Source organism: Aphanothece microscopica RSMan92 (assembly GCF_046613545.2).
In the GTDB taxonomy this organism is placed as follows: domain Bacteria; phylum Cyanobacteriota; class Cyanobacteriia; order PCC-6307; family Cyanobiaceae; genus NIES-981.
In genome coordinates this window covers 1-22553 of sequence record NZ_JBKKKY020000008.1, presented here as the reverse complement: position 1 = coordinate 22553, position 22553 = coordinate 1, and the positions used below count along the sequence as shown (strand labels likewise).

At 71.5% G+C, this 22553-nt stretch carries 19 protein-coding genes and 1 tRNA gene; 8 read left to right on the top strand and 12 right to left on the bottom strand.

Going from position 1 to position 22553, the window contains the following annotated elements; translation table 11 throughout:
* Window positions 1-169 precede the first annotated feature (169 nt).
* Window positions 170-1303, top strand: a complete 1134-nt coding sequence (locus tag ACLD7X_RS03610; protein ID WP_411422097.1) for a sensor histidine kinase — start codon at window positions 170-172, stop codon at window positions 1301-1303.
* Here the strand turns inward: ACLD7X_RS03610 and ACLD7X_RS03605 are convergent.
* Window positions 1269-2048 carry an adenosylcobinamide-GDP ribazoletransferase gene (locus ACLD7X_RS03605; RefSeq protein ID WP_411422096.1) on the bottom strand — a complete coding sequence of 260 codons (780 nt, stop codon included), beginning with the start codon at window positions 2046-2048 and terminating at the stop codon, window positions 1269-1271. The two genes, ACLD7X_RS03610 and ACLD7X_RS03605, sit on opposite strands and share 35 nt — an antisense overlap.
* Before the next feature lie 67 nt (window positions 2049-2115).
* On the opposite strand from ACLD7X_RS03605, the gene tgt reads away from it, so the two are divergent.
* A complete protein-coding gene (gene tgt, locus ACLD7X_RS03600) occupies window positions 2116-3252 on the top strand; it encodes a tRNA guanosine(34) transglycosylase Tgt (protein WP_411422157.1) in 1137 nt (378 codons plus the stop codon).
* 30 nt (window positions 3253-3282) lie between these two features.
* Entirely contained in the window at window positions 3283-3444 is a 162-nt protein-coding gene (locus ACLD7X_RS03595; protein WP_411422095.1) for a photosystem II reaction center protein K, read from the top strand.
* A 118-nt stretch (window positions 3445-3562) separates the two neighbouring features.
* On the opposite strand, the gene ACLD7X_RS03590 is transcribed toward ACLD7X_RS03595, so the two are convergent.
* The gene (locus ACLD7X_RS03590) at window positions 3563-4300 is read right to left on the bottom strand and encodes a WecB/TagA/CpsF family glycosyltransferase (protein ID WP_411422094.1); all 738 of its coding nucleotides are present in this window, start codon (window positions 4298-4300) and stop codon (window positions 3563-3565) included.
* A 64-nt stretch (window positions 4301-4364) separates the two neighbouring features.
* On the opposite strand from ACLD7X_RS03590, the gene ACLD7X_RS03585 reads away from it, so the two are divergent.
* On the top strand, window positions 4365-7634 hold the full coding sequence (locus ACLD7X_RS03585) for a glycoside hydrolase family 15 protein (RefSeq protein WP_411422093.1): 3270 nt from the start codon (window positions 4365-4367) through the stop codon (window positions 7632-7634).
* Between the two features lie 22 nt (window positions 7635-7656).
* On the opposite strand, the gene ACLD7X_RS03580 is transcribed toward ACLD7X_RS03585, so the two are convergent.
* From ACLD7X_RS03580 to ACLD7X_RS03565, 4 genes are all read right to left on the bottom strand, one after another.
* Window positions 7657-8649, bottom strand: a complete 993-nt coding sequence (locus ACLD7X_RS03580; RefSeq protein ID WP_411422092.1) for a Gfo/Idh/MocA family oxidoreductase — start codon at window positions 8647-8649, stop codon at window positions 7657-7659.
* A gap of 34 nt (window positions 8650-8683) precedes the next feature.
* Entirely contained in the window at window positions 8684-10009 is a 1326-nt protein-coding gene (locus tag ACLD7X_RS03575) for a hemolysin family protein (RefSeq protein ID WP_411422091.1), read from the bottom strand.
* Between the two features lie 185 nt (window positions 10010-10194).
* A tRNA-Ile gene (locus ACLD7X_RS03570) sits at window positions 10195-10267 on the bottom strand.
* 12 nt (window positions 10268-10279) lie between these two features.
* Complete coding sequence (locus ACLD7X_RS03565) at window positions 10280-10879, bottom strand: hypothetical protein (RefSeq protein ID WP_411422090.1); 600 nt, start codon at window positions 10877-10879, stop codon at window positions 10280-10282.
* A gap of 111 nt (window positions 10880-10990) precedes the next feature.
* Here ACLD7X_RS03565 and pyrE point away from each other — a divergent pair, with 111 nt between their 5' ends.
* Both pyrE and ygfZ read left to right on the top strand, forming a co-directional pair.
* A complete protein-coding gene (gene pyrE, locus ACLD7X_RS03560) occupies window positions 10991-11617 on the top strand; it encodes an orotate phosphoribosyltransferase (protein WP_411422089.1) in 627 nt (208 codons plus the stop codon).
* Window positions 11617-12582 carry a CAF17-like 4Fe-4S cluster assembly/insertion protein YgfZ gene (gene ygfZ, locus ACLD7X_RS03555; RefSeq protein WP_411422088.1) on the top strand — a complete coding sequence of 322 codons (966 nt, stop codon included), beginning with the start codon at window positions 11617-11619 and terminating at the stop codon, window positions 12580-12582. Before pyrE ends, ygfZ begins: the two co-directional genes overlap by 1 nt.
* On the opposite strand, the gene ACLD7X_RS03550 is transcribed toward ygfZ, so the two are convergent.
* On the bottom strand, window positions 12570-14030 hold the full coding sequence (locus tag ACLD7X_RS03550; protein WP_411422087.1) for a TM0106 family RecB-like putative nuclease: 1461 nt from the start codon (window positions 14028-14030) through the stop codon (window positions 12570-12572). The two genes, ygfZ and ACLD7X_RS03550, sit on opposite strands and share 13 nt — an antisense overlap.
* Window positions 14031-14089: 59 nt before the next feature.
* Here ACLD7X_RS03550 and ACLD7X_RS03545 point away from each other — a divergent pair, with 59 nt between their 5' ends.
* Both ACLD7X_RS03545 and rdgB read left to right on the top strand, forming a co-directional pair.
* On the top strand, window positions 14090-15559 hold the full coding sequence (locus ACLD7X_RS03545; RefSeq protein ID WP_411422086.1) for a phosphohexomutase domain-containing protein: 1470 nt from the start codon (window positions 14090-14092) through the stop codon (window positions 15557-15559).
* Between the two features lie 64 nt (window positions 15560-15623).
* A complete protein-coding gene (gene rdgB / locus ACLD7X_RS03540; RefSeq protein WP_412007157.1) occupies window positions 15624-16295 on the top strand; it encodes an RdgB/HAM1 family non-canonical purine NTP pyrophosphatase in 672 nt (223 codons plus the stop codon).
* A gap of 45 nt (window positions 16296-16340) precedes the next feature.
* Here the strand turns inward: rdgB and ACLD7X_RS03535 are convergent, their stop codons facing one another.
* From ACLD7X_RS03535 to ACLD7X_RS03515, 5 genes are all read right to left on the bottom strand, one after another.
* A complete protein-coding gene (locus tag ACLD7X_RS03535; RefSeq protein WP_411422084.1) occupies window positions 16341-17882 on the bottom strand; it encodes a carotenoid oxygenase family protein in 1542 nt (513 codons plus the stop codon).
* Entirely contained in the window at window positions 17879-19627 is a 1749-nt protein-coding gene (locus tag ACLD7X_RS03530) for an ABC transporter ATP-binding protein (protein WP_411422083.1), read from the bottom strand. The genes ACLD7X_RS03535 and ACLD7X_RS03530 overlap by 4 nt, the downstream gene beginning before the upstream one ends.
* Complete coding sequence (gene lpxB, locus ACLD7X_RS03525) at window positions 19624-20760, bottom strand: lipid-A-disaccharide synthase (RefSeq protein WP_411422082.1); 1137 nt, start codon at window positions 20758-20760, stop codon at window positions 19624-19626. The genes ACLD7X_RS03530 and lpxB overlap by 4 nt, the downstream gene beginning before the upstream one ends.
* Window positions 20753-21784 carry a tetraacyldisaccharide 4'-kinase gene (lpxK, locus tag ACLD7X_RS03520; protein WP_411422081.1) on the bottom strand — a complete coding sequence of 344 codons (1032 nt, stop codon included), beginning with the start codon at window positions 21782-21784 and terminating at the stop codon, window positions 20753-20755. Before lpxK ends, lpxB begins: the two co-directional genes overlap by 8 nt.
* On the bottom strand, window positions 21784-22553 hold a 770-nt coding region (locus ACLD7X_RS03515), incomplete at its 5' end, for a 3-deoxy-D-manno-octulosonic acid transferase (RefSeq protein WP_411422080.1). The genes ACLD7X_RS03515 and lpxK, both read right to left, overlap by 1 nt.

The window sequence follows — 22553 nt, the reverse complement described above, 5'->3', positions numbered from 1 at the left end:
CACTGCTGTAGCCTCGGATGAGCGAAAGCGCAACTCCGGCTGTGGCGACGACAGCTCACGGCCCGGGAGCGGCCCGCGAGGTATTGGTCGATACGGACATCTTAAGACTTTTTCTCGGATTTCACTGCATCCCGCGAAAATTTCCCGGGATGGCCGGTTCGGAGGCCCCATGGCCGTCTCCCAGGGCTTTCTGAGCCTGCTGAAGTTCCAGCTGGCCCAGTTCGCCGACCGCCCCGACGTGCAGTCCCTGGTGGTCTATGTCACCGAACCGGGGGAAAGGGAGGGCGAAGGGCCCAGCCTGGTTCCGGTGGGCCAGTGGCCGGCCGGCGGCCTGGCGCTGCCGGCGATCGCGGTCGACAGTCCATTGCGGGCTCCCGCCGAGCGGCGGCGCTGGCTTCCCCTGAGGCATCAGGGGGTGCTGCTGGGCGCCCTGCAGGTGGACACCCTGGAGCTGCCCTGGCCCGAACCCCTGCGCCAGCGCCTGCAGGCGGTGGCGCTGTGCCTCACCGAAGGGCTGTGCCTGGATCTGGAACAGCAGCGGCTGCAGCAGCGGCTGCATCACCAGCAGGAACAGCTCGGTGTGCTGCTGCATCAACTGCGCAATCCCCTGGCCGCCCTGCGCACCTTCGGCCAGCTGCTGCTGCGGCGCCTGGAGTCCGACGAACGCAACCGCCCGCTGGTGGAGGGCCTGCTGGCGGAGGAGCGCCAGCTGCAGCGCTACGTGGAGGCGATCAGCCGACTGGACGCCGGCGGAGGGGCCATGGCCGGCACGGGCGCCCCCCCACCGCTGCTGCTGCCCCCCACCCTGGGGGGGGCAGCAGGCCAGCCCTTGCCCCCGCTGCTGACGCCCCTGGTGCAGCGGGCCGCCGCCACGGCGGCCCTGCAGTCCCGCCCGTGGTTCGGCCCGGACGTCCAGCCGACCTGGCAGGGAGACAGCGGCGCCGTGGCGGAGATCCTGGCCAACCTGCTGGAAAACGCCTTCCGCTACAGCCCCGCCGCCGCCGCCGTGGGGCTGCACTGCCGCCCCCAACCCCAGGGCGGCTGGGAGCTGGTGGTCTGGGATGGAGGGCCTGCGATCGCCGTCGAGGAGCGCGAGCGGATCTTCACCAAGGGGGAGCGCGGCAGCAGCAGCGCCGATCTGCCGGGCACGGGGCTGGGCCTCGCCCTCGCCCGGGAGCTGGCCCGCAACCTGGGGGGGAACCTGGAGCTGGTCTGCCCGCCGGCCGCCATCGACACCACCCTGCCCGCCCAGGGCAACGGCTTCAGGCTCACCCTGCCACCGCCCGCAGAGCCGCGCCCATGAGCAGCAGGGCCAGAGACTCCGTCCATTCCACGCAGGCCCCATAGGTATCGCCGCTGTGGCCGCCGAGGCGGCGGCCCAGTCGCAGCGGCACCAGCACCGCCGGCGCGAGCCCCAGCACGGCCAGGCCCGACCAGGGCCGTCCGCCCGCCGCGATGGTGAGCAGCACGGGCACCGGCAGCGCCAGCAGGGCGGGCCGCAGCTCACGCGCCAGGCCGCGCCAGTGGTCCCGATGGAAGGCGGCAGTCCCTCCGCCTCCCTGCGGCCGGGCGCGCAGATAGGGGAACCACTGCATCGCCACCAGCGGGGAGAGCCGCGCCCAGAAGCCTGCCCACACCAGGGCCAGCGGTGCGGCCCCGGCCAGGGACAACAGCCCGGCGGCGCGCAGCAGCGCCAGCAGCAGGGCCGCCTGAACCCCGGAGGCGCCGATGCGGCTGTCCGCCATGGCCTCGAGGGCCCGCGGCCCGGCGGCCAGCCCATCGGCCGTGTCCAGGGCGCCATCGTGATGCAGACCACCGCTCAGCAGCAGCCCCAGGGCCATCACCAGGGCCACCTGGGCGCCGAGGGGCAGCCAGCGGGCGGTCCCCAGCCAGAGCAGGGCCTGCAGACCGCCGAGCACCAGACCGATCAGGGGCGCGAACCGCGCGATGCGGGCAAAGCTGGGCCTGACCCGGGGCCAGGCCGGCAACACCGTGTAGAAGACCCAGGCTCCAGCCAGATCCCGGAACCAGTCGGGTGATCCCCTCATCCCAGCTCAGGCATCTCGGGACACGGACACACGGCCTCTAGCGTCGGAGCAGAACCGGCGCGGCGCCATCAGCTTCCCACCGCCACCCTTCAGCTACGCCATCACGGCGCGCTGCGAACGCACCCGGGCCCGCTGCGGCTGTTTTCATACCCCCCACGGCCCGGTCCACACGCCGCGCTTCATGCCCGTCGGCACCCTGGCCACGGTCAAGGGGGTGATGCCGGCGCAGCTGGTGGGGACCGGCGCCGAAATGGTTCTGGCCAACACCTACCACCTGCACCTCCAGCCCGGGGAGGAGATCGTCCGCGAGGCCGGGGGCCTGCACCGGTTCATGGGGTGGACCGGCCCACTGCTCACGGATTCCGGCGGTTTCCAGGTGTTCAGCCTGGGGGACATCAACCGGATCGATGACGAGGGCGTGACGTTTCGCTCGCCCCGCGACGGGCGACAGATCGCCCTCACCCCGGAGCGCTCCATGGCCATTCAGATGGCCCTCGGGGCCGACGTGGCCATGGCCTTCGATCAGTGCCCGCCCTTCCCGGCCAGCGAGGCGGACGTGGCCGCCGCCTGCCGCCGCACCCATGCCTGGCTGGAGCGCTGTGTGGCCAGCCACCAGAAGAGCGACCAGGCCCTCTTCGGCATCGTGCAAGGGGGGTGTTTCCCCCGACTGAGGGAGGAGTCTGCCCGGGTGGTGGCGGCGATGGACCTGCCGGGCATCGCCGTGGGCGGGGTGAGCGTGGGCGAACCGGTCGAGGCGATGCATCGCGTCGTGCGCCAGATGGGGCCGCTGTTGCCCGACCCGAAACCCCACTACCTCATGGGGGTCGGCAGCCTGCGGGAGATGGCCCTCGCGGTGGCCGAGGGCTTCGATCTGTTCGACTGCGTGCTGCCGACCCGGCTGGGGCGCCATGGAACCGCCCTGGTGGGTGGCGAGCGCTGGAACCTCCGCAATGCCCGCTTCCGCCATGACCACAGCCCCCTGGATCCCGGCTGCCCCTGCCCGGCCTGCACGGGCCATAGCCGGGCCTACCTGCATCACCTGATCCGGGCCGGGGAGATGCTGGCCAAGACGCTGCTGAGCCTTCACAACATCACCCAGCTGGAACGGTTCAGCAACGCGATGGGCCAGGCGATCCGGGAAGGCTGTTTTGCAGAGGATTTCGCTCCATGGGAAGCCGATTCCCCGGCCGCCCACACGTGGTAGCGTCCGGCTCTCGCTGATTGACTTGCAGGGATGGCCGTCTCCGCGCTGCTGGCTACCACCTCGTTCCACACCCTGGCCCAGCTGCCCGAGGCTTACCAGGCCTTCGGTCCCCTGGTGGACATTCTGCCGATCATTCCCTTCTTCTTCCTGCTGCTGGCCTTCGTCTGGCAGGCCTCGGTCGGCTTCCGCTGATCGGTCCCTCCCCGTCCGGCCAACGCCCCAGGAACCAGGAAGGCAGGTCCCGGACGCCGAGATGGCTGGGTGCCGGGCAGGCTGACCGGCTCGAAAACCAGCAGGCCAGAGAGGAACGTCAGCCGGCTCGGATCACGTCCCAGGCAAAGGCCGGCAGCGCCAGCATCCGCCTCCAGCGGCTCGGTTCCTGGATCAGCCGGTACAACCATTCGATCTGCAGGGCTCCCATCCAGGCGGGGGCCCTTTTTTTGACGCCTGCCCAGACGTCGAAGCTGCCTCCCACGCCCATCCAGAGCCCCCCGCGCCGACCCCCCAGGTGCTGGATCCAGACTTCCTGCCGGGGCACCCCGAGCGCCACCAGCACCAGGTCCGGGGCTGCGGCGAGGAGCCGGGCCTCCAGGGCAGGCCAGGCTTCAGGCGGCTGGTAACCATGCAGCGCGAAGACCAGGTCCAGTTCGGGCATCCTCTGGCGCAGGCTTCCCGTGAGCTGCTCCATCACCTCGGGGGACGCCCCCACCAACGCCACCCGCCAGCCGTGGCTGGCGGCATGGGACAGCAGGCTGTGGGCCAGTTCGATCCCCGGGCTGCGGCGCACCTTGAACCCCTGACGCCCGAGGGCCCACACGACCCCGGCGCCATCCGGAATCACCAGCTGGGCCGCGTCGATCGCCGCGCCCAGAGCGGGGTTGGCCCGGGCCGCCATCGTCATCTCGGCATTGAGGGTCACGATCTGACCGCCGCCGGCCGCGTGGAGGGCCAGGGCGGCGGCCTTCACGTCCGGGCAGACATCCACCGGCACGGAGAGCACCTGGGTGCGCAGGGGAGGGCGCCCCGCTTCGGTTGCCTTCGCTGCCATGGAGGGTGACGCCGCGGGAGAGAATCTATGGCTGGCCCTGAACGGAGGCCCCGTTCCCTTGCCCATGCCCCCATCCGAGCTCGTCCGGACAGCACCGAGCCCCCTGCAGGCCTCAGGGGGTGACCAGGCCTGGGCCCTGCTGCAGGAACTGGACCAGCAGATCCAGAAGGTGGTGATCGACCGCCAGCATCCGATCACCGGCCTGCTGCCCGCCAGCACGGCCCACACCGTGCATGGCAACTACGGGGATGCCTGGGTCCGGGACGGGGTCTATGCGATCCAGTGCGTGTGGGGGCTGGCCCTGGCCCATCGCCGGCTGCGGGGCCCCTGCCGCCGCGCCTTCGAGCTGGAGCAACGGGTCCTGCTGCTGATGCGGGGGCTGATGAACGCCATGCTGCGCCAGGCCCCCAAGGTGGAGCGGTTCAAGCACAGCCTGCAGCGTGGGGATGCGCTGCACGCCAAGTTCGACACCGCCACGGGCTCGCCGGTGGTGCCGGACGACGGTTGGGGCCATCTCCAGCTGGATGCCACCGCCCTCTTCCTGCTGCAGCTGGCCCAGCTGACCCGCTCGGGCCTCGTGGTGGTGCAGAGCCAGCACGAGTGCGATTTCGTCCAGAACCTGGTGTACTACGTGGCCCGGGCCTACCGGGTCGCCGATTACGGCATCTGGGAGCGGGGCGACAAGGGCAACCACGGGCTGCCCGAGCGCAATGCCAGCTCGATCGGGATGGTGAAGGCGGCGCTGGAAGCCCTGGAAGGGCTGGATCTCTACGGCCCCCACGGAGATGGCAGTTGCTGCCTGGTGATTCCCCACGACGCCATCGTGCGCCTGCGCCGGGCCCTGCAGGGGCTCCTGCCCCGGGAATCGGGCAGCAAGGAGGTGGATGCCGCCTGCCTGGCGGTGATCGGCTATCCCGCCTGGGCGGTGGAGGATCGGGAGCTGGCCGAGCGCACCCGCAACAAGATCCGGGCGGAGCTGGGCGGCGCCTACGGGTACAAGCGCTTCCGCCGCGACGGCCATCAGACCGTGGTGGAGGACCACACCCGCCTCCACTACGAGCGGGAGGAACTGGCGCAGTTCGAGCACATCGAGTGCGAGTGGCCGCTCTTCTGGGCGTATGAACTGGTGACGGCCTGCTGCGAGGAGCGCTGGAACGAGGCACGCCAGTGGCGGGGCCGGCTGGCCAGCGTCAGCCTGGTCGTGGAGGGGATCCCGCTGCTCCCGGAGCTCTATCTGGTGCCGCAGGAAGCCGTGGAGCGGGAACGGCGCCAACCCGGCAGCCAGCCCCGCCAGCCCAACCCGAACGTCCCCCTGCTGTGGACCCAGAGCCTCACCTGGCTGGGCGACCTGCTCCTGGCCGGCCTGATCACCCCGGCCGACCTCGATCCCTGCGGACGGCGCCATCCGGCCCCGCCCCGGGCGGACCAGGTGCTCGTGGCCCTGGTGCCCGGCAGCGCAGCCGTGGCCTCAGCACTGGCGGAGGGGGGCCTGCCCACCACCATGGTCAGCCCTGGTGGCGAGGAGGAGGCCGCCACCGGCCGTGAGGCCGGGGGTGAGACCATTCGCATCCAGGGTTCCCAGGCCCTGGCCCGGCGTCTGGCCCAGGTGGGCGCGAACCCCCGGCTGGGGCTGTCGGGTCATCCGCCCGTGCGGATGGAGACCCTGGCCACGGCGCGGCTGTACCGCGGCCCCCGGCCCGATGGCCCGGGAGAGGAGCGGCTCGCCTTCATTCCGGCCGTGCTGGAGGAGGGCACCTTCTACCTGGTCGATGACCCGGAGCAGCTGGTCGACACGGTGGAAGCGGAGTTGCGCATGCTGCAGCGGCAGTGGCGCGGTCCCGGCGCACCGCTGCTGCTCGTGCCGGTGGCCGAGGCGACCTTCCGCAGCGATCCCGCCCCCTTCTTCGCCCTGGGGGCCCAGTTGCTGGCCGGCGATGTGCAGGGAGTCCCCGTCCAGCTCGGCAGCCTGGACGAGCTGGCCGAACGGGCCCACTGGGTGGACCTGCCGCCGCAGGCGACCGCCGCCGCCCCGGCCTCTGAAGCCGCGGGTCTGCCGCTGCTGGCGAGCACCCGCCAGGCCCCCCTCTCCGCCGCCGAGGAACAGGAACTCGAGCGCGACGATCTGAGCATCGGCGAGCTGGCCGAGCGGCTCTGGCAGAGCACCTCCCTGGAGGAACAGGGGGAGGTGCTGGAGCAGCTGGTCCGTCGGCTCGGGCTCGAGGCGGTGCTCCACGGCCCCCATGGCCAGCAGGCCGTCTCCCTGCGCAGCCTGCTGGAGGAGGTCTACCGCCGGGCCCTCGCCGAGACGGACTGGGATGTGGTGCGCCGGGTGGCCGGTTGCCTGGGGCTGGTGCACCCCCAGCTGGAGGATGCCCTGACGGACCTGCTGGTGCGGCAGCGGCAGGTGGTGGTGGGCCGCAACTACACGCGCGACTCCCTGCTCACCGAACCCCAGGGGAGCGCGGCGATCGCGGAGATGATCCGGCAGTTCAGCGGTGAGGACAGCCGCGAATGGATGTTGCAGCAGGAACTGCTGCTGGCCCTCGATGGGCTGGCCCGCCACGAACCCCGCCTGCTCAGCGGCAGCCTCACCCTGCAACTCGGCCAGTTGCTGCTGCTGCTGACGAGTGAACTGGCCGCCGAAGACGACCTCAGTCCGAGCGAGGCCTTCGAAGCGCTCTGCGGCCAGCCCCCCCACGCGATCCGTCGCCGCCTGCAGGCCCTGCTCGCGGACGTGGAGCATGCCAAGGCCTCCCTGAAACGCAAGGAGCAGCTCCACGTCAGCGGGCGGGTGCACTGGAGTGTCCCGCCCCCGCTGGAGGAACTGCCCAGCGGCAACTGCTGGCTTCAGCACCGGGTGCGCCTCGGGGCCCTGGGCCAGGTGCCGCGGGACTTCTACGCCGGCATCTGGGAACTGCTCCACCACTGCCGCGGCATCGTCATCGGCGACAAGCTGGAGAAGCGCAACCGGCTGGCCAGCGGGCCCCTGCTGAGCGAGAAGACGCCGGGAGAGCGGAACTTCGCCTCGCTGATCGAGCATCTGCTCAGCAAGATCGAGGCTCCGGAATACCGCCAGCTCTGCACCGAGACCCTGATCACCCTGATGGCCTTCGCGGGAGCCAATCCCCAGGTGTCCTTCGAGGATGACCTGGCCCTGGACGTCGTCATCGGCCACGCCGTGCGGGTGGGCTGGCAGCAGCGCCATCCCGAGGTGAGCGATGAGGAGTACGGGGCCCACAAGGCCGCCGCCTGGGATGCCTTCTACCGCTCGTCCCCGGCCCATTGCCGCCACTGGCAGCTGGAGGCCCTGCGTCAGCTGACCCTGGACGGCTGAGTTCGGATCGGCGGATCCACGGTCAGAGCGGCTGCTCCAGCGTCATGCAGAGGCTGGGTTGATCCACGCACTGCTCGATCAGGTCGGCCAGCAGCAGCGCCCGCGAAGCCTGGAGGCCATCCACGGCAGGGGTTTCCTGACCACGGACGCACTGGAGGAAGTGCTCGAGTTCGGCGTAGAGCGGCTCGATCGAGGTGGTGCTGACCTCCTCGATCACCCCATCGGAGCGGTAGACCAGTTCGCCATGGTCGGCGCTGACCGATTCATGGGCGCGCCTGTGGATGTGCAGCGTGCGGTTGAGGAAGTCGGTCTCCACCAGCGAAGCGCGGCAATGGGCGCTCAGGCTGCGAATCTTGCGGTGGGCCATCTTGCTCGCCGTCAGGCTCGCCACCACGCCGTTGGCAAAGGCCAGGGTGGCATTCACGTAGTCGATCGGACCCTCGCCGGACCGCCCCCCGGCCGCCGCCAGTCGCACCACGGGGGCCCCGGCCAGCTCCAGCACCAGGTCGATGTCATGGATCATCAGGTCCAGCACCACCGACACGTCGTTGGCACGATCCGGATGGGGACTGTGGCGGCGCGCCTCGAGCACCACCACCTCCTCTCCCGCCACGACCTTCATCAGTTCCCGGAAGGCGGGGTTGAACCGCTCGATGTGACCCACTTGGAGCAGCACCGAGGCGGCCTCGGCGGCGGCGATCAGGTCAGAGGCCTCGTCCTGGCTGGCGGCGATCGGCTTCTCGATCAGCACATGGCGGCCGGCCTGCAGACAGCAGAGGCCCACCCGGTGATGCAGCAGGGTGGGAACGGCGATGCAGACCGCATCCACCAGGGGAAGCAGCTCCTCGAAGGAGGGAAACCAGCGGCATCCGAACTGCTCGGTCGCGAGCTGCCCACGCCGGACATCCGGATCCGCCACGCCCACCAGATCGGCATCCTTGAGGAGGCTGAGCACCCGGGCGTGGTGCCAGCCCATGTTGCCGATGCCGATGACACCCACGCGAACCGGGTTCATGGCAAGGGCACCCAAACAGCGGAATTATCAGGGATCAAGGCTCCCCCACGGGCTCGCGGGGCCCAGCCGCCACAGAGGCGGTCGGCGGGCCCTCGCTGCGGCGCTCGATGGCCACCCGGGCGATCCGCGGACCTTCCATCGCCTGGATGTGGAACTGGTACCCCTTCCAGCGCAGGCTCTCCCCAGCGGCGGGGATGTGCTGGAGCCGCTCCAGCAGGAATCCCGCCAGGGTGTGGTGGCCTTCGGCCTCCGGCAGGGGCAGGGGCAGATGCCGGTTGAGTTCAAAGATCTCCAGGTCCCCCGCCACCGACCACAGCCCCTCGCCGAGCTGCTGGAGGTCATCCTGCAGTTCCTGGGGATCGTCATCCTCACCGACGATCTCGCTGGTGAGGTCGGCCACCGTGACCAGCCCCTCGGTGCCCCCATGTTCGTCGACCACGACCAGGAGCGGCTGGCCGCTGCGGATCAGCGGGAGCAGGTCGGCCAGGGAGGTGCTCTCCTGCACCTGGGCCACGGGCACCACATAGGGAGCCAGCGGTGAGTCGGCACTGAGCAGGCCCCGGGCGATCGGATCGGCCAGCCGCCGCAGATCCAGCAGACCGCGCACGTCGTCGAGGGACTGACCGATCACGGGAAAGCGCGCGTGGGCGGTGTCGTGCACGGCCCGCATCAGCTCGGCGAAGGTCACATCCACCGGCAGGGTCACCATGCCGGAACGGGGAACCATCACCTCCCGCACCATCGTGTCCCGCAGGGAGAAGACCCCTTCGAGGATGTTGCGCTCATCGGGCATCAGCCCGGTGACACTGCCGGATTCGATCAGGGTTTCCAGCTCGCCGGCCGAGAGCAGGGGCACCAGCTCGTCCCAGTTGCGGGGAAGCCCGAGCAGGCGCAGCAGGATCCCCCCCATCCGCTCGATCAGTCCGATCAGGGGGGCAAGGCTGCGGGTCACCGCCGCCAGCAGAGGGGAGAGCCGCAGGGCGGACTCTTCGGGGCGATGCAGGACCCAGGCCTTCGGGGCGAGCCCCCCCACCAGGGTGGCGCCCAGCACCAGGGCCAGAAAGACGCCGGCATCCACCCACGACGGGGGCATCCCAGCCCCGAAGACGGAGACGGTCAGCCGTTCCGCCACGCCCCGCCCAGCCCAGCCGATCGCCACCAGGGCGAGCACAGCCCCCAGCTGGGTGGCGACCAGCACCCTGCGCAAACGCTGCTGAAGCACGGCCACGGCCCTGGCGCCGGGCTCGCCGCTCTCCACCAGCTGGCTGACCCGGCTGGGCCTCAGCCGGATCACGGCCAGTTCCCCCGCCGAGAAGAAGGCCAGCAGGGCCACGAGCACCAGCAGGGCCAGCAGCTGCATCACATCCCCCGAGGCCCGGCGGACCGTGGCAGGGCAAGCAGGGGATGTCGCAGGCCGTCGGCTTGGATGATGGCGCTCCGGTGGACGGCACGAACCCTAAGGCTTGCGGGTGTACACGACCGGCTTGGGCAACCGGGAGCACCGGTTCCCAACGCCGGACGGGACCGCGCACACCCCGGTTCGAGTGGGGGTCGCGAGGATCGAACTCGCCTAAGGCGGATTATGAGTCCGCTGCATTCACCAGATTGCTAGACCCCCGCAGCGGGAGGTCTACCACAGGCCCCGCACCGGGGGGGACCAGGTGGAGCCCGTGTCCTGCCAGGGGGTCTGGGCGGGCTGCTCGTTGCCGAGGTTGCCGGAGAAGCCGTTCGAGACATCCGCCGTGCGCCAGGGCATCGGATCGCTCTGGTTCTCGTTCAGCACCTGGTAGGTGTTCTGGATGGCCGATCCGTCCCAGATGATGGCCTGGTCTGGGAAGCCGAACCCCATCATCCGGGTGCCGTCACCACCGCCCATGGCGATGCCGAGCAGGTCGGTGATCTGGTTGGTGATGCTCACACCGCGGGCATACGGGGCGGTGTAGCTGTAGTAACGGCGCTCCACCAGGCTGGGCACGGTCTGAACCGCCTCACAGCGGGTGACCTCGACGGGGGCCGGCGGCCGCCCATCCAGACCGCCACCGCCCGTCAGCGGAGCCTCGAGGGTGGTGGTGCAGACGATCGGACTGGCCTGAGCGGGTGCGGCCGGCGCCAGGGTGATCGCCAGGGCGGCAGTCCCCAGCGCCAGCAGCGCTACGGGTCCGAACCGAGCTGGGAACTGCGCTGGGAACGGAACTGAGGTGTGGGGTTCCAACAACTGGGGGTTCGCCATCGCCAGTGATCTCCGAGGGTGCCGGGGGGGGGGGCTGCGATCGGCCGTCCGCGACGGACAACACGACCAGGGTGGACGCAAACTAATCAAGACAACGCCGTTCGACCAGTCTTGTCCAGGCTTTCCTCGTCGAATCCATCCGGTTCCGCGCCACTCACCCGGGCGCTTCTGCCGGCCACCCCCGCAGCGAGGCGCCAGGAACTGCTGGATCGCCTGGCCCATGGGGCCTACCGCCACGGCAGCTTCACCCTGGCCTCGGGCCGCACCAGCGACCATTACGTGAACTGCAAACCTGTGAGCCTCAGTGGCGTGGGCCTCGCGCTGCTCGCCCCCCTGCTGCTCGAGCAGGTGGAAGCGGAGGCCGTCGCCGTGGCCGGTCTGACCCTGGGGGCCGATCCCCTCGTCAGCGGCGTCGCGCTGCAGGCGGCCCTCGAGGGCCGCGGCCTCGACGCCCTGATCGTGCGCAAGGAGGCCAAGGGCCACGGCACCGGCGCCTGGCTGGAGGGCCCCCTGCCCAGCCCCGGCAGCCGCATCACGGTGCTGGAGGACGTGGTCACCAGCGGCGGCTCCTCGCTCAAGGCCGTCCTCCAGCTGCGGGAGGCCGGCTATCGGGTGGAGCGGGTGGTGACGATCGTCGATCGCCAGGAGGGCGGAGCTGAGGCGATGCAGGCCGCCGGTCTGGAGCTCTGCAGCCTCTTTCTGCTCGATGAGGTGGCGTCCCGGGCGGCTGAACTGTGATGGAGACCATCTGGGGCTGGGCACCGGCGCAGCCCGCCCGCCTGGAGCGGAGCGTGAGCCTGCTGCACCTCACCGGGCCGGACACGCGACGCTTTCTGCACGGCCAGACCAGCGCGGCGATCGAGCAGGCCGCGGCGGGCGCCTGGGTGCCCACCTGCTGCATCGGCCCCACGGGGCGGATGCTGGCCCTGGTGGAGGTGCTGGTGGAGGAGCAGGGGGCCTGGCTGGTCGTCACCGCAGGCGATGGCGCAGCGGTGCGGCAATCCCTCGACCGGGTTCTGTTCCCGGCCGATCAGGTGACCCTGGGCCCCCTGGAGACCGCGCTGCTGGTCAGCCCGGTCGATCCGCCAGGCGAGCCCGCCGCGGATGCGACGCCCCTCGCCTGGGCCGAGCTGCCGGGCGGAGGGGGGTGGCGGATGGGCAGCCACATCCTGGTGCCGCTCGCCCCCGGCGTCCCCGGGAGCTGCCCTGCGGAGCTGGCGCAGCGCCCGCGGCTGGAACCCCACGAGCAGGAACGCTGGCGCATCCAGCAGGGCCTGCCGGCGGTGCCGGGGGAAATCAATGCGTCCACGAACCCCTTCGAGCTGGGGCTGGCCGAGCGGGTCAGCCTCGCCAAGGGGTGTTATGTGGGCCAGGAGACCCTGGCCAAGCTCGCCACCTACGACGGGGTGAAGCAACAGCTGCGCCGCTGGCACAGCGCCGGACCCCTCCCGCCGGCCCAGGCACCGCAGCCAGGCGAGCGGCTGGTCGACCCGGACGACCCGCTCGGGGGTCGTCTCGGCACGGTGACCTCGGTGCTGCAGCTGCCCTCGGGCGACTGGATCGGGCTGGCTCTGGTCCGGCGCCAGGCCCTGCTGGCCCGGGAGCTCCGGCTCGGGGACGACCCCCAGGGGCCCCGCCTGCAGCTCTCGGTGCCGCCGACCTTCGTGCCCCCACCGGTGGGGGCGGGCGCTCAGGCTCCCTGATCCAGCATCCAGCACACCACCGCCCAGGTGGCGAGGTTGTCATCGCGGTTGTAGCGGAAGATCCTCTGCAGCCGCTGGGTGCCGCCATCGCGCCGCCACTGGCGCCACCACAGCAGGCAGCGGGCCCCATCGACCCCGCTCTGCGACCAGCGGAACCCGAGCCAGCTGGCCACCGCCTTGAGGCCGTAGCTGCTCACGGGCAGCCGCCAGTGGCGGCGCAGGCGCGCGTGCACATCGAGCAGGCGGGCCCGCAGCGCCGCCAGCTCCTCCTCCCCGACGCCCTGGCGCTGGGCCAGGCGCAGCAGGGCGATCGCCTCGGTCTCGCCGTAATGGAGCACCGGCCAGTCCGGATAGCGGGCCAGGAGACGCCGCAGCCGATGCCACAGCCGCGCTTCGCCATGGGCATGCAGCGCCAGCAAGGGCTGGTAGCGGCCGCTGGCCGCCAGGCCGGGCCGCCAGCGGCCGTCGTCAGCCCGCGGCACCACCACGAAGCCGTGGAGGAAGTCGTCCCGGGCGTCGGGATCCGACTCGATGTCATAGAGGAGGACGCCTGGACATCCCGCCAGCTCCGGCAAGGGATCGGCGGGGCCCGCGCCGGCCCCAGCGGTCAGCCGCTCCGGTCGGCCGCTGGCCTGCACCCGGGCCTGGGCCACCAGCTGGGAGGCGATCTCCCGGTGCTGCTCACCGTGCACGGCCAGGGCCTCTGCAAGGCCGTCGGGCTCCCGGGCCGCCAGTTCGGCCAGGCTGGTGATGCCCAGCTGGAGCAGCAGCTCGCGGCGCTTGCCGCCGATCCCGCTCACTTCGCTCAGATGGCCGCTCGCCGCGGCCTCCTGGTCGCAGAGACCACGCCAGCTGCAGAGCACACACTTCTTGCGGTCCGCCACCAGCGGCGGGGGCTCCTGGCGCTGCAGCTCGGAAACGAGCCGCGCGATGGCTTCATCCAGCTGGCGCTGAAGCCCTCCCCCCAGGGAGAGCCGCTCGCGCTGCAGCCCCCGGCCGGCACCCGCCACCACGAGAGCCTCGGGCACAGGCGCCTGCTGACGCTCGGCCAGCAGGCGCCCCCACAGCGCCAGCAGCACCCGATGCTCCCGGGTGAGGCGGCGCCCCTGCCGTCCGAGCACCGGCCGGTAGGCATGGCTTCCCCAGACACTGGCACCGTTCACCCTCTCCAGCAGAACGGGATGGGCCTCCAGGTCCTCGCCGCCCGCAGCCCGGCCGCGCAGCCGCAGCCCGACCACCCCCGGCGCCCCGGCGGCACAGGCCGCCTCCCCGTGGCCCGGCCGCTGGGGCAACAGGGTCTGGAAGCTGGCCAGCTGATCGCTGAGGGCCAGGGCGCGGTGGGCCGTCCAGAGGCGCTGTCGGGAATCGCCATGGCGATCGAGCCAGGCGCGCCGCCGGCAGCGGAGCCAGCTGCGCAGCAGCCGGTCGGTGACCACAACCTGGGACATCCGGCCAGGCTAGGGAGGCAACGGATCGGGCAAGCTGGCGGGCACAGCATGCAAGGTCCATGGCTTCAGCCCCCCTGCCCCTGGAGGCTGCACCGATCAGCTTCGGCACCGATGGCTGGCGGGGCATTCTGGGTGTCGACATCACCGTCGAGCGGCTGCTGCCGGTGGCCGCGGCCGCGGCCCGGGAGCTGGAGGCCTCCGCCCCCCCGGATCTGGCCAGTCGGGAGGTGGTGATCGGCTTCGACCGCCGTTTCCTCGCCCCCGAGCTGGCCGAGGCGATCTGCGCGGCGGTGCGGGGCGCCGAGCTGGTGCCGATCCTGGCCGACACCCCCAGCCCCACGCCGGCGGCCAGCTGGGCCGTGGTGGAGCGGGGGGCCCTGGGGGCCCTGGTGATCACCGCCAGCCACAACCCCCCCGAGTGGCTGGGGCTGAAGATCAAGGGTCCCTTCGGCGGCTCGGTGGAGGGGGATTTCACCCAGCGGGTGGAAACCCGGCTGGCCGCCGGCGGCATCACGGTGCCACGACCGGGGCCGGTGCAGCGCTTCGACGCCCTGGGCACCTACCTGGCGGGCCTGAAGGCCAAGGTGGACACCACGGCACTGGCCGAGGGGCTGCAGCGCCTGGGCCTCCGCGTGATCGTGGATCCGATGCACGGCTCCGCCGCGGGCGTGCTGCCGGCCCTGCTGGGCGAGCAGGCCGTGGCCTCCGGGGCCATCGAGGAGATCCGCTCAGGCCGCGATCCCCTCTTCGGCGGCCATCCGCCCGAACCGCTCGCCCCCTACCTGCAGGAGCTGATCACGGCGGTGCAGGCCAGCACGGCCGCCGGCCGGCCGGCCATGGGGATCGTGTTCGACGGCGACGGCGACCGCATCGCGGCCGTGGATGAAACCGGCCGCTTCTGCAGCACCCAGCTGCTGATGCCCCTGTTCATCGACCACCTGGCCGGCTGCCGCCAGCTGCCGGGCACGGTGATCAAGACCGTGAGCGGTTCCGACCTGATGCAGCGGGTGGCCGAGGACCTCGGGCGCACCGTGCTGGAGAAGCCGGTGGGCTTCAAGTACATCGCCGCGGAGATGCTGGCGGGGGAGGTGCTGGTGGGCGGGGAGGAATCCGGTGGGGTGGGCTTCGGCATGCACCTGCCGGAGCGCGATGCCCCCTTCGCCGCCCTGCTGCTGATCGAGGCCCTGGTGGAGGGCGGTGTGCCGCTCGGGCAGCGGATCGATGCGCTGCAGCAGCGCTGCGGTGGCGCGGCGGCCTACGACCGGCTCGACCTGCGCCTGCCGGACATGGCGGCCCGGGGCCGGCTGGAGACCCTGCTGAACGCCACCCCCCCGGCCGAAGTGGCCGGCGCTGCCGTGCAGGAGGTGATCCGCACCGATGGGGTGAAGCTGCGGCTGGGTCCGAGCCACTGGCTGATGCTGCGCTTCTCCGGCACCGAGCCCCTGCTGCGGCTGTACTGCGAGGCCCCGGGGGAGGAGCGGGTGGCCGCGGTGCTGGACTGGGCGCGGCAGCTCGCCGAGCAGGTCTGAACCGCCCACACCCGCACCGCTCGCCCGAGCCGCGCCCCATGCCCCCCGATCAGCGGCTGCCCCGATGTGTAGCGCCCACCCCCAGCCCTCCCCAGCCCAGCCCTCCCCGGCCCAGCCCTCGGCCGGCCCGTCCGTGCTGGTGATCGCCAGCGGCAACGCCGGCAAGGTGCGCGAGTTCTCCGAGCTGCTGGCCCGACTGGGGCTCGAGCTCCACCCCCAGCCCGAGGGCCTGGAGGTGGAGGAGAGCGGCCGCACCTTTGCCGAGAACGCCCGGCTGAAGGCCGAGGCGGTGGCCCGCCGCACCGGCTGCTGGGCCCTGGCCGACGACTCCGGCCTCAGCGTCGATGCCCTGGGCGGCGCCCCCGGCGTGCATTCGGCGCGCTACGGCGACAGCGACGCCGGACGGATCGCGCGCCTGCTGCGCGAACTGGACGCGGCCGTTCAGGCCGCCGCCTCCCGGGGAGAGCCGGCCGACCGCAGCGCCCACTTCACCGCGGCCCTGGCGGTGGCCGACCCCACGGGCACCATCCGGTTGGAGGTGGAAGGCGTCTGCCCCGGCACGATCCTGCCGTCACCGCGCGGTGCGGGGGGATTCGGCTACGACCCGGTCTTCCACGTGCCTGCGGTCGGCCTCAGCTTCGCCGAGATGGACCGGCAGACGAAGCAGCGGATCGGCCATCGCGGCCGCGCCTTCGCGGCCCTGGAACCGCGGCTGCGCCAGCTGCTGCGGTCCTGAGGCCGGGCACGGGGAAGGGGCCCGGGGGATGGGCGGGGGGAGTGTCTACGAAGCGGAGCCACCGCTGGGGGGCCTGGCCACCCAGCTGCCGTGCAGCCCGTGGGGAATGGCCAGGGGGAGCTCCAGCAGGGCCTGCTCGGAGAGATCGGCGGCGTTGAGGATCACCAGATCGCTGGCAGAGCGGGCGCCATTCCAGACGACGCACAGCAGCCAGCCGTCGTCCTCCGCCACGGCCCCCGGGCGGGGCACCATCACGGGCTCGCTGACGAACCCCCGGGGCGCCGCGCTCCAGAGGCGCCGCTCACCGCTGCGCAGATCGAGCTTCTCCAGCGCCTGCAGGGGGGCATTGCCGCGCTCCTGCTCCGTCACGGCCATCCAGGCGTAGCGGGCCTCCAGCCCCTGGCGCTCCGGGTTGACCATCCCGAACTCACAGCAGCGGCGCTCCAGCCAGGTGGTTCGCACCGCTGCGTGGGGATCGTCCGCGGCCCCGGCCAGGTCGATGCGACAGCGCTGCAGCTGACCTTCGGGGATCGCCTCGAAGTCGACCTCACGGAAGTCCTCCCCCGGACCGATCGAGGGGAAATCGGCATAGAAGATCGAATCGACCACGAGCTCGCCGCTGGCCTCGTCCTCGAAGGCGTTGAGGTGGTGGAAGACGAACCCCTCAGGGGCAGGAATCTGCAGCGGCCGGGGATGGCGGGAGGCCGCCGCGCTCCCGGGGCGGGGCACCAGCCAGAACTGACCGGCCTCGCCGGGGCGGGAGGCCAGGCACTGGGCTGCTCCCTTCTGACCGAGCACATAGGGCAGCGGGTTGAAGGCCACGGCGTTCTGGAGAAACACCGCCCAGTTGGGGGTGATGGCGAAGTCATGCAGGAAGGCGAAGCCGCGGAAGCTGTCCTGGCGCTCGGCCAGCAACTGGCCGGCCCGCACGCCCGTGGCCGGATCGTCGGCCGTGGCGAACTCCATCAGCCGGATGGTGCTGGTCGGCCCGGCCTTGACGCCGAAGGTCACCATCCGGGGAGCACCGTGGTGACCGGGATCGAAACGGGGGTGGGCACTGAAGGCCTCCCCGGGCCTGAGCACCCCGTCCAGCAGGGTGAGGCCACGGGTCTCGAGGGTGAGGGGATCGAGGGCATGGGGCCCGGCCGCCTCCCAGAGGGCCAGAAGCTGATCCCCCAGGCGCACCACGTGGGTGTTGGCGATGTTCTTGAGCCGCAGGTCGAAGGCATTGGCGAACAGGCCGCCGGGCTTCTGGGTGCCGAAGACGCCCCGGTAGACGAAGCGGCCGGCCGCTTCCTCCGCCTTCCAGCCCTCGGTGCGCACGAAGCGGTTGGTGAGGCGGGCCTGACCGGCCTCGAGCTGCAGGGCGGTGATCATCCCGTCGCCGTCGAAGGGATGGTGCACCCACTGCCCGCCGCGCTCGAGCCGGCCGGGGCCATTGCGGTAGAGGCTGCCGGCCAGCTCGGCCGGGATCACCCCACGGGCCGGCTGGAGCGCCACATCGACCAGCTCCGTGGAGACGTTCCGGAAGGCGCTGGACCAGTCGGCGCGGTCGTAGGCCGCAGGACGGCTGGGAGCAAGGGTCATACCGGAACCACCGTGTCTGTGTTTGAGAATTGTGTCGAAAACAAGCTCGCATAGCGGCCGTCCCTGGCCAGCAGCTCCCCGTGGGTGCCCGACTCCACCACCTGACCGGCTTCGATCACGCAGATCCGGTCGGCATTCACCACGGTGGACAGCCGGTGGGCCACCACCAGAGTGGTGCGGTTGCTCATCAGCCGGTCGAGGGCCTCTTGTACCACCTGCTCGGAGGCTGAATCCAGGGCCGAGGTGGCCTCGTCGAGGAACAGGATCGGTGCGTTCTTGATCAGCGCCCGGGCGATGGCGATCCGCTGGCGCTGCCCCCCCGACAGCAGGGTGCCGTTCTCGCCGATCAAGGTGTCGTAGCCCTGGGGCAGACGGTCGATGAACCGGTGGGCGTTGGCGGCCTGGGCGGCGGCCACGATCTCCTCGGGGGAGGCCTCGGGATGGCCGTAGGCGATGTTGCTGGCCACGGTGTCGTTGAACAGGAAGGTGTTCTGGTCCACCACGGAGATCAGCGCGCGGAGCGAGCGCAGCGAGAGCTGGCGGAGATCGATGCCGTCGATCGTGAGGCGACCGGCGCTGGGGTCGTAGAACCGGCAGAAGAGGTCGATGATGGTGCTCTTGCCGCCGCCGCTCGCTCCCACCAGGGCCACGGTGCTGCCTCGCGGGACGGCGAGGTCGAGGTCGCGGATCACCAGCTCCTCGCCGTAACCGAAACGGACCCCCTCGGCGAGCAGTCCCTGGCTGAAGCGTTCCAGCACGCGGGGGCGCTCCGCCTCGACCGGATCGGGGGAGGTGTCGAGTATGGCGAACAGGTCCGTGGCGGCCGAGACCCCCTGCTGGAGGGTGGCGTTGGCCTTCGCCAGGCCCTTGAACGGCGCATAGCAGAGGTACAGGGAGGTGAGGAAGGCGAAGAAGCTGCCGGTGGTGCGGGTTCCGGCCATCACCGCCTCGCCGCCGTAGAGCAGCACCGCACTGAAGCCCACCGCCCCGAGCAGCTCCATCAGGGGCTGGTTGGCCAGCTTGGCGCGGGTGGTGCGCAGCGCCGAGCGGAGCACCGACTGGTTTTCCTCCTGGAAGCGCCGCAGCTCGTAGGCCTCCATCCCGAAGATCTTCACGACCCGGGATCCCACCAGGGACTCCTGCAGGTAGCTGGCCAGCCGGGCCAGGCTCGACTGACCCTGACTGGAATGGCGCCGGACCTTCTTCGAGGAGCGCAGGATCGGCAGGATCGCCACCGGGAAGAGGATGAAGGCGATCAGGGCGAGCAGCCAGTCCTGGTAGAAGGCCACCATCACCAGGGCCACCAGGGTGAGGGTGTCCTTGAAGATCGAGGAGTAGCCATCCACGATCCCGGTCTTGACGAGGTTCACATCACTCAGCACCCGGGAGATCAGGCCTGAGGAGGGATGGCGATCGATGTACGCCTGGGGCAGCTCCATCACCTTGGCCGCCAGGTCGGAACGCAGGTCTGCGGTGATCGACTGGCTCACGCTTTCGGTGAGATAGGCCCCGAGGTACTGACAGACGGCCCGCAGGGTGATGACCCCGAGGATGACCGCGGGCGCCGCATAGAGCCGGGTTCGATCACTCCCCGGCAGGATCTCATCGAAGAGGTAGCGGATCACCAGGGGCACGAAACCCGTGGAGGCGCCGTAGCCCAGGTTGAAGAGCAGGGCCAGCAGGAACGTGGGCCACAGGTAGCGCTTCCCGTAGGCGAAAAAGCGCCCGTAGACATCCACACTCATGACAGCAGGTCCACCAGTTCATCCGCCGCCCGCTCGGAAGCGCCGGGCGGCCCCATCCTGCTCCTGAGGTCCTCCACCGCCGCGCTGACGGCGGCGGGTTCGGCCAGCAGGCCCCGCAGGGCCCCCACCAGGTTGGGCACCGACACGGCCTGCTGCAGGAGTTCGGGGAACACCCCCCGCCCCAGGATCACGTTGGGCAGGCCCAGCACCCGGTGGCGGGTGATCAGCCTGGCCAGCAGGTGGGTGAGCCAGGAGAAGCGGTAGACGATCACATGGGGGCAGCCGAGCAGGGCGGCCTGCAGGGTGGCCGTGCCCGACGTGATCAGACCGGCATCGGCCGCGGCCAGCAGGTTGTAGGTATCGCCCTGGATGCAGGTCACCGGCAGTGGGGCCTGGCCGGCGACCTGCTCCAGGAAGGCCTGATCCACGGTGGGAGCCTGCAGCAGCCCCACCTGCCAGCCCTCACTCCGGAAGATCGCGGCGGCGCCGAGCAGCGCAGGCAGCAGCAGGCGGATCTCCGCCCTTCGGCTGCCGGGCAGCAGCAGCAGCAGGCGCTGATCGACGCGGAAGCCGTGGCGGCGCAGGGTTTCCTCCCGGCCGACGGTCACCTGGAGTTCATCCACGAGGGGATGGCCCACATAGCGGGCGAAGGAGCGGCCGTAGGCGTTGAAGAGGGGCTCCTCGAACGGGAAGATGACCGCCAGCCGGTCGATGAACCGCGCCATGCGGCGGGCCCGGCCCCGCCCCCAGGCCCACACCTGCGGCGCGATGTAGAAGAAGACGGGAATGCCCCGGCGGTGGGCCTGGCGGGCGACCAGCAGGTTGAAGCCCGGGTAGTCGATCAGCACCACCGCATCGGGGCGGTGGTGGTCCATCTGGTGCTTCAGCAGCTCCATCACCCGGTGATGCCGCCCGAGGCTGCCGATGATCTCGATCAGCCCCACCGCCGAGAGACTGCGGATGTCGGCCAACGGGGTCAGCCCGGCGGCCCGCAGTTGCTCGCCCCCCACGCCGACCGCCTTCAGCCGGGGCAGGCGCCGCCGCAGGGCCTCGAGCAGAAACCCCCCGTGCAGGTCGCCGGAGGCCTCCCCCGCCACCAGCAGCACCCTCGGCCGGCGGGCGCCCTCAGCCATGACGGCCGGCATCCCGCTGGCGCAGGAGGCTCTGCACCGCATCGGCCAGGGAGGTGAGCGCCTCGGGATCCAGCAGCAGGGGCACGGCGGCCACGCCGGCACGCTGGCTGGCCGGGATGCGGTGCCAGTCCTTGACGGTGGTCACGAGGGTGGCTCCTCCCCTGGCCTGGGCCAATGCCGCCAGCCGGTCCATGTCAGCCTGAGCATAGGGGTGGTGATCCGGGAACACCTCGGTGGCCACCAGGTGCAGGCCGGCGTGACGCAGGGCGGCAAAGAACTTGCGCGGCAGTCCGATCCCGCAGAACGCCAGCAGGGGTCGATGGCGAAGGCTGGGGGCGGGATGCACGCTGGTGGGCACCGCCAGCCAGGGCTTGTCCGCCGGCCAGCCCTCGGGAGCGGCGTCGGCGGCGGAGCCAGTGAGCACGAGCAGGTCGGCACGACCGAAGTGCGACGCCGGCTCCCGCAGGGGACCGGCCGGGAAGAGCAGGCCGTTGCCGAGCCCATGGCGGGCATCCAGCACGGTCACGTCACAGTCACGGGCCAGGGGCCAGTGCTGCAGACCGTCATCGAGCAGCAGCAGTTCCGCCCCCTCCGCCACCGCCTGGCGGGCGGCGGCCCTGCGATCGGAACCCACCCAGACGGGCACATCCGCCAGACTGCCGGCCAGCTCCAGGGCTTCGTCCCCCAGCCCGGTGAGCAGGCCGGGGAGCCGCGGTTCCTGACCCAGGGCCCCGAGCAGGCGGATCGGGCTGCGGCGACCACTGCCATAGCCGCGGGTGAGCACGGCCAGCCGCACGCCCCGCTCGCGCAGGATCCGGGCCAGGCCGATCACGAGTGGGGTCTTGCCCGTGCCGCCGACGGTGATGTTGCCGATCGAGACCACGGCCACCGGGAGCCGCAGAGGCCTCACCCAGCCACGGTGCAGCCCGACGCCAAGGGCATACAGCAGGGCCAGGGGCCTGAGCAGCTGGGCACGCAGGGAGGGACGGCGGCGGTACCAGAACGGGGGGGTGGCCAGCAGCATCAGCGGGACGCCATCGGCAGCAGCTTCGCGCCCGACACCAGTTCGGCGATGATCCGCCGTGCGATCTGGGCGGAGGGGCCCTCCAGCTGAAGCGGTGGCGGGGCCGGGCAGGCGCCCTCCAGCAGCCTGACGACCCCGGACCAGAGGGCTTCGGTACTGGGGAACTGATGCAGCCAGCCCATGGCCGCCAGGGTCTCGGTCAGCCCGGCGAAGTTCGCCATGTCGGGACCGCAGACCACCACCTTGCCGGCGCGCACGGGTTCGAGCGGGTTGTGGCCCCCGACGCAGCGCCCGTGCGGGGCCAGGCTGCCTCCCATCACCACCAGATCGGCCGCAGCAATCCAGCTGCCCATGCTGCCAAGCCGATCCACCACCACCGCATCCAGGGCTCCGCAGGATCCAGGATCCGCCATGGCCTCCCGATCAGTCTCCAGATCATCCCAGGGTCTCGCCTTCAGCTGCCTTCGTGCCGCCAGGGCACAGACGGCCCTGGCCCGCTCGGGATGGCGCGGCACCAGCAGCAGCAGCAGGGGGCCGAGCGCCTGGCGCAGCCGCGGCCAGGCCTGCAGCAGCAGCTGCTCCTCACCGTTGTGGCTGCTGGCCAGCAGCAGCACCCGTCGCCCCGCCCGGAAGGGCTCGAGCCGCTCCAGCAGCGCCGGATCCCGGCGGGGAGACTCCGCATCCCACTTGGTGGAGCCCACCGCCTCGACGCGGTGGAGGCCAAGGCGCCGCAGCCGCTGGGCATCGGGTTCCGACTGGGCGAAGCCGT